Consider the following 13251-nt stretch of genomic DNA (forward strand, 5'->3'; position numbering starts at 1 on the left):
ACAATATTTCCTTTTTAATTTTAATGGGCGGAAAGGCCTGACATTTTAAACAACAAAATCAAAATAAGTCGGATGGAAAAAAGATTTGTTCCGGTAATGATCACACCGTTCAACCTGAAGGCAAAGATCGATTTCGATATGGTGGAACGGCTGATTGATTTTTACCTGGCAGCCGGTGTAAGTGGTTTTTTTGCCAATTGCCTCAGCAGTGAAATGTACAGCATCAGTGAAGATGAGCGCCTGGAATTAACCGCTCATATTGTGCGTTATGTGAATGGCCGCGTACCGGTGGTGGCTACCGGGTCATTTGGATTGACCATTGAAGATAAAGCCGAATTCAGTAAAAAGATCTATGATACCGGTATCGATGCGGTAGTGCTGATCACCGGCCATTATGCCAATGTGGATGATGGCGACGATGTGCTGTTGAAGCGGTTCGATAAAATGTTTTCTTTAACGCCGGACATACCGATGGGAACTTACGAATGCCCCGCGCCTTACAAGCGTATTTTATCGGCCGATGTGTTTAAGACGCTGCTGTCGACCGGCAGATTGAAATACCATAAAGACACGAGCATTGACCTCGACAAAGTAAAAGAGAAACTGCAGATAGCAAATGTACCGGGCTTCGACTTTTTCGATGCTCATACGCCAAATGCGATGCACAGTTTGCAAATGGGTGCAAGAGGTATGTCTTCTATCAGTGGTAATTTTTATCCCGAAGTATTGGTGTGGATGTGTAATAACGCCAATGATCCGGCCAAACAGGCGGACGTACAATGGCTGCAATCTGAGCTTACGAGGGTTGATCCGCTCATTCACCAGGCTTATCCGATGAGCGCCAAATATTTCCTGCAATTGCGAGGTTTACCGGTTCGTACCATCAGCCGGGCGTACGTGCAGGAGCTGACGCCGGCGCAGAAGGATGTATTGAAGGGCATTTATGACAGCTTTACCCAATGGTGCAGCCGGTTGAATATAACGCCGGTAGATACCCGCAGTATAATGGAACCTAAGATCTTACCCGACCCGGCTATTTAATTTCTGATTTTGAGATTTCGGGATTTTGAGATTTGCTCCCGGTTTACTTTCCGACAAATCTCAAAATCCCTACTTCTCTAAATTTCTATAAAGCGCCCACCACTATCGACGGCGACTATTGTAGTAGTCTTTCTTCGCCTGCAGGATCTCTCTGTCACGTTCGATCTTCAGCGCATGTACCTGTTTGCGTCTTTCTTTCCTTGTCAGGCTTTCATCATGCCGCACCGACCAGATCCTGTCTTTATAATCCATCTGAATATCCTGTATTTCCAGATCCAGTTTACTGGGCCGTGAATGATAATAATATCCCGGAGGATAAGCATACCATGGATTATACCAGAAAGGAGAATAAGGCCCCCAGCCACCCAGTCCAACTCCTACCGCTACATGTGTTCGTGGATAAAACCGGGGTACAGGGCGTATCACCTTTTGGGCCGCTGCATGCAGCGTGATACCCAATGCAAAAATTGCTATTAATGATACCGTTTTCATCTTACAAATTTTTTATGTTACATCTGTAAGACGTCAAAAAGTACGCAAAGGTTAAAGGGACCAAATAAGTATAACGTTTCAATAACAAAAACGAAAAACTGATTTCTGATTTCGAGATTTTGAGATTTAGCGATTTTCTTGTGTTCAGCCAACTGAGAAATTGCAAAATCTCGAAATCTCGGAATCTCGGAATCTCGAAATCTCGAAATCTCGAAATCCGGAAATCTGTGTATTTCTAAATCCCGAAATCTCGAAATCCCGAAATCTCGAAATCCCGAAATCGAAAATTGTTTTATTTCCTGCCCAATGCGGCATTGATGGGTGCCCGGTCGATATATTGTATGATCTCATCTATCTGATTCTCATTATTAAAGTGCATATCGGTGTGCACCCAGAATGTCAGCCGCGCCTTATTTTTATAGGTTGCATTGACCTTTTGCCAGTGCAATAACCAGGTGCCCTTATTTTCACGGCCTTGTGGCTGATTCACGGTAACGGGAAGCCAGATGTCGTCGGTGAAGACCAGCGAATCGATGACTTTCATCCGGCGGTCTTTCCAGTACTTTAAAATGGCTGCCTTGCCCGCAAGGCTGTCGCCCGACGACCAGCGGTAAATGGCATTGTCGGCAAAATTGGTGGCCCAGCCGTCGATATCTCCACTGGCAAACTGGGACCAGGCTTTTTTGCCCATATCGATGTACTTCTGATCGGCAAATTCTACAGGGGGCGGATTTTTAGTTGATTCGCCGGCGACTACCGGTTCGGTGGCTTTTTCTGCTTCATTCTGGCAGGCTACGGCCATCATCAGGAACATCGTTCCTACAAAGATATTTCTCATAAATCAATTGTTTATGGTTATAAAATGGTTAGGACCTGTTGCGTAGAGCCTGGAGCGGGATTAAAAGGAAGAGGTAGCTGCTAATGTAGGGATAATGCTACAGTTGGTCAAAAAATTTGTAATGTAACCTGTTTGGAAAGAGCGATTTATGATCTTGATCAGGAAAACCGGCGCCGCCGCATACTAAAATAAGCCGTGGGTCGTGTTTGCAATTCCATTTTTAGATTGTTATATTCACCTACAACATTGCTTAAAACCCCCTACCATATGAAACTCCAAAAACACCTCACCGTATGCATATGGGCCTTATTGGCAGCCTGCTCATCAGCCGATAAGTCCAGGATGCCACCCATCGGCGACAAGGTTGCCGTAAACGCGCCAGAAACCGCTGACGAAGCCTTTAACAGGCAGCCCGCAGGAACGATCCTCGATTTTTTAAAATGGTACCGGTCTAATGTAAAGCAGTTGAAAAAGATTGAAATGGTGAAACATTCAAGCCACCCCGATTCTTCGCGGTATTATGTGATGAATGATGCAGGTACGGAACAATACCTTGACGCATTGAAGCGAAGCGGCTTTGTGAGTGATACGTACATTACCAACTGGCGTGCGTATTTCACAAAATGCAACGACAACCTGCACAAAGCGCCGCAAACCGAAGCTCCGGTACAGGGGCTCGATTTTGACCTGGTAATGCTGGCGAAAGAGTATGAGGAAGACCTGGCTCGTATTGAAAAAACTACCGTGGAATATGTGAGTGTTGCAGACGATAAAGGCTCCATTACGGTTGGTTTGCCTACCGCGGGACGATTGAAGTACAGGCTCTCCAAACAGGATGGAAAATGGCTGATAGACGATATTAAGGACCTGCGCAGCGCGCTTGACCAGGCGCAGAATGACTGAAACGCTTAACGCCAAATGCTAAAGGCTAAGGGCTGAATGCCTAAGGCTGAACGCCAGTTGCTGTTAGGCTGATAGTCTTACTTTTTCGAAGATTCACATAAATGCAAAGCATTAAAATAAAAAAGGCAGTTTTTACTCGAAAACTGCCTCTTTTATATTTTATCGGAAATAATGCATTGCGGGAACCAGCCTTAAGCATTAGCGTTCAGCATTAAGCCTATTTAAGCTTCTGCTTCAACATACGAACTAACCGGTTCGCAGGTACAGATCAGGTTGCGGTCGCCATACGTATTGTTCACTCTTCCTACACTCGGCCAGAATTTATTCTCACGAACATAAGGCAATGGGAATGCTGCCTGTTCACGGGTATAAGCATGTGACCATTCTGAACTGATAACAACATGTTGTGTATGCGGCGCATTCTTCAGGGCATTGTCTTTTTTATCGGCCCTGCCTTCTTCAATAGCGCGGATCTCTTCCCGGATACTTAACAGGGCATCACAGAAACGATCCAGTTCCGATTTGTCTTCACTTTCTGTAGGTTCTATCATGATAGTGCCTGGTACCGGGAAGCTCATGGTAGGCGCGTGGAAGCCGTAATCCATCAAACGTTTGGCTACATCTTCCGCCTCAATTTCAGCGCTTTTCTTGAAGGGGCGCAGGTCAACAATGAATTCATGCGCACATTCGCCATTATGATTGGTATACAGGATCTCGTATTGTCCTTCCAGCCGGGCGCGCATATAATTCGCATTCAGAATGGCATATTCACTGGCCTTGCGAACGCCTTCGGCGCCCAGCATCCTGATATAGGCGTAACTGATCAGCAGGATAGAAGCTGAACCATAAGGCGCTGCACTTACCGAATTGATGGTGGTCAGGCTGGTGGACTTGTTATGTCCACGGCTGCTTTCTATCGTAATATGTTCTGTTTGCAGGTTACCGGGCAGGAATTTAGCCAGGTGTTGCTTAACGCAAATAGGGCCCATGCCGGGACCACCGCCTCCATGGGGAATGGCGAATGTTTTATGCAGGTTCAGGTGACAAACGTCCGCGCCAATTAGACCCGGGGCGGTTAAGCCCACCTGGGCATTCATGTTGGCGCCATCCATATATACCTGTCCGCCGTGCTGGTGAACGATCTGCGTAATTTCTTTTACGGTTTCTTCATACACGCCATAGGTACTGGGGTATGTGATCATGATGCCTGACAGGTTCTTGCTGTGTTGTTCCGCTTTGGCCTTGAGGTCTTCTACATCGATATACCCGTTTTCCAGCGCTTTCACTACCACTACCTTCATTCCTGCCATCACAGCGCTCGCGGGGTTGGTACCGTGGGCTGAAATGGGGATAAGCATCACATTGCGGTGTGCTTCATTGCGGCTTTCATGGTAAGCGCGGATCACGAGCAGACCGGCATATTCTCCCTGGGCGCCGCTGTTCGGCTGCAGGCTGCAGGCGTCAAAGGCGGTAATGTCGCACAGGTACTGGCTCAGTTCATCGGTGATCTGTTTATAACCTTCTGTTTGATCGGCTGGTGCAAAGGGATGTATTTTGCTCCAGTGCTGCCAGCTTAACGGGATCATTTCACTGGCGGCATTCAATTTCATGGTACAGCTGCCGAGTGAGATCATGGATGTATTCAGCGACAGGTCTTTATTTTCGAGCTGCTTGATGTACCGCATCATTTCTGTTTCACTGCGGTGGGTATTGAACACCGGGTGTGTCAAAAAGTGACTGGTGCGGGTAAGCGTATTGGGAATATTATACAGCACTGCATCTTCGCTAACGCTGAAAGTGGCTACATTCTGATCATTCGGATGATCCAGGAGTAACAGAATATCCAGCACATCGCTGAGGGTGGTGGTTTCATCAAGCGAGATACCTACCTCGTTATTGCCGTAATAGCGGAAGTTGATCTGGGCTGCTTCTGCTTTTTTGCGAATGGTGCTGGCGTTCTTCGCCTTAAACACGATGGTATCGAAGAAGTTCTTATGCACCAGTTCATATCCTTCTGCCTCCAGTTCTTCGGCCAGGGCATTGGTAAGTACCGTTACTCTTTTAGCTATGGTCTTCAGCCCGTCGGGACCGTGATACACCGCGTACATGGCGGCCATGTTCGCCAGCAGGGCCTGGGCCGTACAAATGTTGCTGGTAGCTTTTTCCCGTTTGATATGCTGTTCGCGGGTTTGCAGGGCCATTCGCAGGGCGCGGTTATTCTGCGCATCGATGCTCACACCGATTATGCGGCCGGGGATACTGCGCTTGAACTCATCTTTGGCGGCAAAGAAGGCGGCGTGCGGACCGCCGAAACCCAAAGGAACGCCAAAACGTTGAGCGGAACCGAAGGCTACGTCGGCGCCCAGTTCGCCGGGCGGGGTGAGCAGGGTGAGGGCCAGCAGGTCGGTGCCCATGGCTACATAGGCGCCTGCCTGATGAACTTTATGGATGAAGTCACGATAGTCTTCAATGGCGCCTTTGTCGTTCGGGTATTGTACCAGCGCGCCGAAGTACTGCTGATCGATGTCGGCCGTGCGGTAATCGCCAAACACTATTTCAATACCCACGGGTTCGGCGCGGGTAACCACTACATCTTTTGTTTGCGGGAATGTATCGATGTCGATAAAGAATTTTGGCCGTGTGATGTGCTCATGGTCCTTGTTCAGGGTGTTGAAGAACATGGTCATGGCTTCGGCGGCTGCGGTAGCTTCATCGAGCAGGGAAGCGTTGGTAAGCGGTAAGGCGGTAAGGTCGCTGACCATGGTTTGAAAGTTCAGCAGGCTTTCCAAACGGCCCTGTGAAATTTCAGCCTGGTAAGGAGTGTATTGGGTATACCAGCCTGGATTCTCGAATACGTTACGCAGAATTACACTGGGCGTAATGGTATCGTAATAGCCCTGTCCGATATAGTTCTTATATACTTTATTCTTTAGGGAAATGTCCTTGATCAGTTGCAGGTACTCGTATTCGCTGATGGAAGGCGGAATGTTCAGGTCTCCCTCCATACGGATACCGGCCGGTACTGTCTTATCGATCAGCGTGTCGAGGCTGCTTTCGCCGATAGCTTTAAGCATCTGGCGGGTTTCAGATTCAGTGGGTCCAATGTGGCGACGGATGAATTCAGTATTCTGTTGTTCAAAAAGATTCATAATCCCGTTTATGTTTGTAGTTTATTGTTTCTTCTCCTGCTGCAATGGTTATTTTAAGGTATAAGGCCGCAAAGTTAATATTAAACCGGGAGACTAACACCTGTTTGGCGTCAGGCGTGAATTGAATGGGGATAAGAACAACAATTAGCTAATGTGATAATTAGCTGATGCGCTAATGAAAATACACATTAATGATTGAAAATTAATTGATTACCGGGTTATTAGGCAGTTAAATAGGCTGCCGTAGCGCTTTAAAAAACTAAACCAAGTATCTAACGTGCTAAGAATTAACAACTTGAACTTAGAACTTAAAACTTAGAACTTAAAACTTAGAACTTAGAACTTTGTTGTTCTTTAACCCTCATTTCTTCGCTGGTAAGGCGGCTGCCGTCATGACTCCAGCCGGGTGGACCGAAGAGATATTTCAGTTTCTTTTTGAAGTCGATGTCTTTGCGGCGCATGTCTTTCATAATAGCGCCCCACTCATGAAAGATAATGTTGGGTAAAGAATCATCCTCGAGCGGATGGGTAATGCCATAATTAATGGGTTTGTACTGCTGCGGTGGTAACTCTTCCTGGAAAGTGCCAAAGAGTTTATCCCAGAAGATGAACACGGTGCCCATGTTCTTATCGAGGTATTTGGGATTGGAAGCATGGTGAACGCGGTGATGGGAGGGTGTCACAAAAATGTATTCGAGCCAACCGAGTTTACGTACTTTTTCGGTATGGGTTAAGATCGCCCAAACCTGGCAAACCGAATACATGAAGAAGATATCTACAGGCGCAAAGCCGGCCAGTGTAATCGGAATAAAAAAAAGAAAGCTGTAAAAAGGCTCCAGCACCCCGCTGCGGAAACCCACACTGAAATTGAAATGAGTGGAGGTATGGTGATTCACATGCACCGCCCAGAAAAAACGGCATTGATGGCCCAGCCGGTGCAGCCAGTAATGCATCATATCGGTGAACAGTAAAAGTATTATCCAATACAGAACGGAATGTGACCAGGAAAAAGAACCAAGGGTGAAAAACCAGGTGAGCACTATTAAACTAATACCCCGCATCACGAGGTCGGCGACACCGGTCAATAAGCTCAGGACGAAATTATGAATCGTATCTTTCCAGGTATAAGATTTTACACCTTCCAAATGACAGATCAGGAGTTCGGCTCCAATAACCAGGACAGCTAGCGGCGTTGATAAAAGCAGTATGATCTGATCGTATAATGCTCTCATGTGAATTAAAAATCAAAAACCAAACCATGAATGTCAGGGATAAAGTAACTTGCAGAGGCCGGAAAAGCTGCATTTGCCCAATGGAAACACGAGCTTCTTTTTGCATCTGCAGGTTACTGCCACCAAGGTACAAGCCGAAGGCCAAAGCCCAAGCGGCCCCTGCGAGTGGTGACAGTTGTCTGGCGGGATATTGAGGCCTTTGTGGGCATTAAATGGCCCAGGTGGTTAAAGAAAAAAATGTATTTTATAAAATAAATGGCAGTACATCGCGATAATAATGAACCTGTTGCAGGGATAGGAGAAGGCAACTGGCAGAAGAAAAGCGCCGAGCATCAGAAGCAGTACAAAAATTTGTTAAAACGGGCAGACAAGAACAAAGTGTTGAAAAAATTGCCCGAACTGCATGAAGAAGCATTTTCAAAGGTCGATTGCCTGCAATGTGCGGCCTGTTGTAAAAACTATTCTCCCAGGTTTAAGACGCCTGATATTAAACGTATCAGTAAACATCTTAAAATGAAGGAAAGCGCTTTCATTGAAACCTATTTACGGTTAGATGAGGAGGGGGATTACGTTGTGAAACAAACGCCGTGTGCGTTTTTGGGGGCAGATAATTATTGCAGTATTTATGAAGTTCGTCCGTCTGATTGCGAGCGGTTCCCATACACCGATGAAGATGTGATCCTGAAGCGGCCGCAGCTTACCTTGAAGAATGCCAGTTTTTGTCCCGCAGTATATCATGTGATGGAGAGGTTGTTGGGGAGTTGTTGATTAGTTGACGAGTTGACGAGTTGACGAGTTGATAAAGTTGACAAAGTTGACTGGTTGATAAAGTTGATAGTGATTTCCGACTGCGGATTGACGATTGCCGTCTGCCTGCGTAGCACCATTTTTTGTTAGCTGTATTTAATTATCAAATTATCACATTAGCACATTAGCATATTGTCATTAGCAAATTATCACATTGGCTTTTCATGTCCCATTTACCAACGCTCATACAGGATCTAGCCTTAATACTGGCCATTGCCAGTGTAACCACCCTCTTATTTAAAAAATTAAAACAACCGGTGGTGCTGGGATATATCCTGGCCGGCTTGCTGGTTGGTCCCAACTTTACTTTATTGCCTTCCATATCTGATCTTGATGGCGTAAAAGTATGGGCTGACATCGGGGTTATATTCCTGTTGTTCAGTCTGGGCCTCGAGTTCAGTTTTAAGAAGCTGGTGAAGATCGGCGGCACTTCCGGTGTAACGGGTGTATTCGAGATCATGTGTATGGTGGCGTTAGGTTATTTAACCGGGTGGCTGCTGGGCTGGCCAACGATGGATTGCATTTTCCTGGGTGGCATCATTGCTATTTCATCTACTACGATCATCATCCGGGCTTTTGATGAACTGGGGGTAAAAACGAGAAAGTTTGCCGGCATTGTAATGGGGGTTCTGATCGTTGAAGACCTTATGGCTGTATTGATGATGGTGTTGCTGTCGACGGTGGCCGTCAGCCGTGAGTTTGCGGGTATTGAGATGTTGCAATCGGCTTTAAAGCTCATTTTCTTTTTATGTCTTTGGTTTCTCTCGGGTATCTTCCTGCTGCCGGGCTTTTTTAAATGGGGCCGCAAGCTGATGAATGATGAAACCATGCTGGTAATTTCGTTGGGCTTGTGTCTGGTGATGGTCGTGCTGGCTACCTACGCCGGTTTCTCAGCACCGTTAGGCGCCTTTATTATGGGTTCTGTGCTGGCGGAAACCACCCAGGCCGAAAAAATAGAGCACATCGTGCAACCGGTAAAAAACCTGTTCGGCGCCATATTTTTTGTATCGGTGGGTTTGCTGATAGACCCTGAAATGCTGATCAAATATATTGGACCGGTGCTGATCATTTCAGGCGTGGTGATCCTGGGCAAAACGGTGAATGTTACTTTGGGGGCGCTGTTATCGGGTCAGCCCTTACGGCAATCGATACAGGCGGGCTTTAGCCTGGCACAGATCGGGGAGTTCTCTTTTATTATTGCCACGCTGGGTTTATCGCTGCATGTGACCGGTGATTATTTATATCCGATAGCGGTGGGTGTGTCGGTGATCACCACCTTCACTACGCCGTATATGATCAAACTGGCCGATCCTTTCTTTAACTGGTTTGCACCCAAACTGCCATTAAAATGGCGTATGGCCATTAACCAGTACAGTACCGGTGCGCAAACCATTCAGGCGGAAAGCGACTGGCGCGTGGTATTGAGATCTTACCTCACGGTGATGGCTTCCAATTCGGTGATCATTATTGCCATCATATTATTGTCTGCTACTTATCTGTTACCGGTTTTAAAAAACAATATCGCCGGCCAGCAATTGCCTGCCATATTAACCTGTGCCATTACCCTCATTGCAACCGCTCCGTTCTTTTGGGGATTGGCCATTCGCCGGTTGCACTCGTTGTCGTACACCAATTTGTGGCTCGATAAGAAATATAATCATGGTCCGCTGGTGATGTTAGAGGTGGTCCGAAATGTATTGATGGTCGTGCTGGTTGGTTTTATGGTGAACCAGCTGTTCAATACCCTTGTAGCGCTGGTGGCCATATTACCGGTTATCGTCGTTGTATTGCTGGTATTCGCGAGACGGTTGAATTCATTCTATGCCCGTATTGAAAACCGCTTCCTGATGAATTTGAACCAACGCGAGCAGCAGCCTTCGGGAACCAGCGACCTTTCGCCCTGGGATGCCCACATGGCCTTTTTTACCATGCCCGCCGAATCGACGGTTGTAGGCAAAACCCTGATGGAACTGGCCTGGCGGGAAAAATACGGCATCAACATCGCCTATGTTGAGCGGGGTTCTATCACCATTACGGCGCCGGCCCGCACAGATGTGTTGTATCCTTTTGACAAGATCGCGGTGATCGGTACGGATGTGCAGTTGGAACAGTTCCGAACCATTTTAGAGTCAGCCATTCTGCCTTCTCAGAATGGTCAGGCAGAGATCATCCTAAATAAATTGATCGTTGATAATCATACTGCGTTGCGGGGTAAGACCATTCGCGCCTCGGGCATTCGCGAAATTACCAATGGCGTGGTTGTTGGTATCGAGCGCAATGGTAAGCGTATTTTGAACCCTGATTCCACCACTGTTTTTGAATGGGACGATATTATCTGGATCGTGGGCGACCGCAAAAAAATAGAGGAGTTAAAGGAAGCGGGGATCAGACAATAAAAACCAATGTGCTGATGTGCTAATATGCTAATGCAATTTGATGATTGTGATGATGTGATAATTTGATAATGATAATTTGATAATCCCGGCTGAAGTCGGGACAGGTTGTGCAAATGAAATACAGTTCCGGAAACTGGCAACCGGTAACCTGGCAAAAAATCTATCCAAAGTCAGTTTTTTGGCCATCTGATTACAGTTAACTTTATAATTAAACTAACTGCTATGCCAAAATATGTCATTGAAAGAGAAATGCCCAATGTTGGTAATCTTTCGCAAGAGCAACTTCAACAGGCGGCCCAAACCTCCTGCGGTGTTTTAATGGAGATGGGTCCCTCGATCCAATGGGTACAAAGCTATGTAACAGATGACAAAATTTACTGTGTTTATAATGCGCCTGATGAAGAAGCGATCAAAAAACATGCAGCGGATGCCGGATTTCCAGCCGATAAGATAAGCCGGGTTCGAACTATTATGGATCCTACGACGGCCGAAGTTTAATACGCAGTTCTAAGTTCTAAGTTCTTGAGTTCCTAAGTTCTTGAGTTCCTAAGTTCTTAAGTTCATAAGTTATTAAGTTAAATACAGTCGCGAGGTTTGAATAACTGAATAACTGATTACTTATTACTGGCTTTCTCCTCTTTTTTTACCTGGGTTAGTGGATTAGCCCTGGGCTTCGCCGTATTGTTTGTATGATTCAGCACATGAGTGATTTTGTCCGGAGCAGGCGCCACATGATTCCTGCCCATTTTAAAGGCTACATATAACAAACTCAGGGTTACGATAAACTGTATTACCGTAAGCGAGTTAGAAACCACATGCACGGCCGGACTGATAGCCTTTTTCATCTGTGACTCATTCATGGCCGAGAGAGGCGGATAGACAGTAACATCGCCGAAATAGATCATTTCTGAAATGATGACCTGCTTGTTGATGGTAGCTATCAGCAGTATGAGGATGGAACCTGCAATGAGCATGATAACATTCGATGCTTTCCGGCTGAATTGGTACCTGATCTCTTTTACCAGGAAAATAAAAAAGGCGAAGAAGATAAATAACGGTAATACAATTTTCCAGGAGGAGATGGTAAAATACGTTTCGTGCAGGCGAATGTCGAAATGGTTGCTCAGGAAGGTCCAGCCAAAAACGAAGATGGTTACCAGAACGGTTACATTCAGGATAAGACCCAACCAAATGAGTTCAATGAGTAACGGCTTAAATTTTTGCATAGGTAATCAGGCTTAGACTAAATATACAAAAATCGTGCGATTATTACCCAAACAGATCGCTGCTCAGGTAGCGGTCGCCCCGGTCGCAAACGATAAACACAATTACGCCTGATTTGATCTCTTTAGCCAGCCGGAAAGCTGCTGAAGCTGCGCCGCCACTGCTCATGCCGGCAAAAACGCCTTCTACTTTGGCCAGCTGCCGGGCTGTAAGGGTCGCTTCCTCCTGCGATACATCGATGATGCGGTCGACCCGGCTGGGATCGAAGATCCTGGGCAGGTATTCCTTCGGCCACCGGCGGATACCGGGAATTGAAGATTCTTCGGTTGGCTGGCAACCTACGATCTGGATACCTGGATCTTTTTCCTTAAAGAACATAGAGCAGCCCATGATGGTGCCGGTAGTGCCCATGGAGCTCACAAAGTGGGTGATCGTCTGATTGGTGTCGCGCCAGATCTCGGGACCTGTTGTTTTATAATGGGCTTTGTAATTATCGGGATTGGAAAACTGGTTCAGGATGATGAATTCACCGGTAGCTGCTTTTTCTTCTGCATAATCACGGCATTTCTCAATGCTTTCGAGCAAGGTCACCTTAGCGCCATAGGCTTCCATCGTCAGGGTTCTTTCACGCGTTGAAGTAGAAGGCATCACCAGTTCAATATCCAGATTGAACAGGCGTGCTACCATTGCCAGCGCTATGCCGGTGTTGCCACTGGTGGCCTCAATCAATTTTGAACCCGGTTTTATTTCACCCCGCTCCAGTGCAGACCTGATCATGTTCAGTGCGGGCCGGTCCTTAACGCTGCCGCCCGGATTGTTTCCTTCCAGCTTTGCGTATATGGTCACATTCGGATTGGGATTGAGCTGTTTGATCTCTACCATTGGGGTGTTGCCTACCAGGTCTATAATGCTTGCCATTGTAATAATTTAAACAGAAGATTGAAATTACCACTTTTATATTTCTGATTGGTGCGGATGGTATAATTTATTCTACCACTACGATAGATTATCATGTTCCGCTAATTTCATTCTAATGTAAAGGTGCCGTACCTATACATGTTCTTAACAAGGTGTAATGCGCCCTGAACATTATATATTTGAATTACTGCCTATACAATTCTGGAAACATTTTGGTTCAATAAGCCGATCATAATTTTTTTCATTTTTAA

11 protein-coding genes are annotated in these 13251 nt (G+C 46.3%); 5 read left to right on the forward strand and 6 right to left on the reverse strand.

Annotated features, from left to right (window positions below):
• The first annotated feature begins 72 nt into the window (after positions 1-72).
• On the forward strand, positions 73-1041 hold the full coding sequence (locus tag JUB15_RS02415) for a dihydrodipicolinate synthase family protein (protein WP_207510721.1): 969 nt from the start codon (positions 73-75) through the stop codon (positions 1039-1041).
• A gap of 102 nt (positions 1042-1143) precedes the next feature.
• Here JUB15_RS02415 and JUB15_RS02420 read toward each other — a convergent pair whose 3' ends face one another.
• Entirely contained in the window at positions 1144-1533 is a 390-nt protein-coding gene (locus tag JUB15_RS02420; RefSeq protein ID WP_207510722.1) for a hypothetical protein, read from the reverse strand.
• A gap of 292 nt (positions 1534-1825) precedes the next feature.
• Positions 1826-2371, reverse strand: coding sequence for a nuclear transport factor 2-like protein (locus tag JUB15_RS02425; protein WP_207510723.1), 546 nt, complete (start codon positions 2369-2371; stop codon positions 1826-1828).
• 267 nt (positions 2372-2638) lie between these two features.
• On the opposite strand from JUB15_RS02425, the gene JUB15_RS02430 reads away from it, so the two are divergent.
• The gene (locus JUB15_RS02430; RefSeq protein WP_207510724.1) at positions 2639-3274 is read left to right on the forward strand and encodes a hypothetical protein; all 636 of its coding nucleotides are present in this window, start codon (positions 2639-2641) and stop codon (positions 3272-3274) included.
• 221 nt (positions 3275-3495) lie between these two features.
• Here the strand turns inward: JUB15_RS02430 and gcvP are convergent, their stop codons facing one another.
• Together gcvP and JUB15_RS02440 are read right to left on the reverse strand one after the other, a co-directional pair.
• Entirely contained in the window at positions 3496-6423 is a 2928-nt protein-coding gene (gcvP, locus tag JUB15_RS02435) for an aminomethyl-transferring glycine dehydrogenase (RefSeq protein WP_207510725.1), read from the reverse strand.
• Positions 6424-6752: 329 nt separating this feature from the next.
• A complete protein-coding gene (locus tag JUB15_RS02440; protein ID WP_207510726.1) occupies positions 6753-7655 on the reverse strand; it encodes a sterol desaturase family protein in 903 nt (300 codons plus the stop codon).
• 255 nt (positions 7656-7910) lie between these two features.
• On the opposite strand from JUB15_RS02440, the gene JUB15_RS02445 reads away from it, so the two are divergent.
• From JUB15_RS02445 to JUB15_RS02455, 3 genes are all read left to right on the forward strand, one after another.
• Positions 7911-8423 carry a YkgJ family cysteine cluster protein gene (locus tag JUB15_RS02445; protein ID WP_207510727.1) on the forward strand — a complete coding sequence of 171 codons (513 nt, stop codon included), beginning with the start codon at positions 7911-7913 and terminating at the stop codon, positions 8421-8423.
• A gap of 203 nt (positions 8424-8626) precedes the next feature.
• A complete protein-coding gene (locus tag JUB15_RS02450) occupies positions 8627-10858 on the forward strand; it encodes a monovalent cation:proton antiporter family protein (RefSeq protein WP_207510728.1) in 2232 nt (743 codons plus the stop codon).
• A 222-nt stretch (positions 10859-11080) separates the two neighbouring features.
• Positions 11081-11356, forward strand: a complete 276-nt coding sequence (locus tag JUB15_RS02455) for a DUF4242 domain-containing protein (RefSeq protein ID WP_207510729.1) — start codon at positions 11081-11083, stop codon at positions 11354-11356.
• A gap of 116 nt (positions 11357-11472) precedes the next feature.
• Here JUB15_RS02455 and JUB15_RS02460 read toward each other — a convergent pair whose 3' ends face one another.
• Both JUB15_RS02460 and cysM read right to left on the reverse strand, forming a co-directional pair.
• Positions 11473-12084, reverse strand: coding sequence for a hypothetical protein (locus tag JUB15_RS02460; protein WP_207510730.1), 612 nt, complete (start codon positions 12082-12084; stop codon positions 11473-11475).
• Between the two features lie 43 nt (positions 12085-12127).
• Entirely contained in the window at positions 12128-13000 is an 873-nt protein-coding gene (gene cysM, locus JUB15_RS02465; RefSeq protein WP_242696167.1) for a cysteine synthase CysM, read from the reverse strand.
• Between the last annotated feature and the right edge of the window lie 251 nt (positions 13001-13251).

The organism is Longitalea luteola (assembly GCF_017356035.1).
Classification (GTDB): Bacteria; Bacteroidota; Bacteroidia; order Chitinophagales; family Chitinophagaceae; genus Niastella; species Niastella luteola.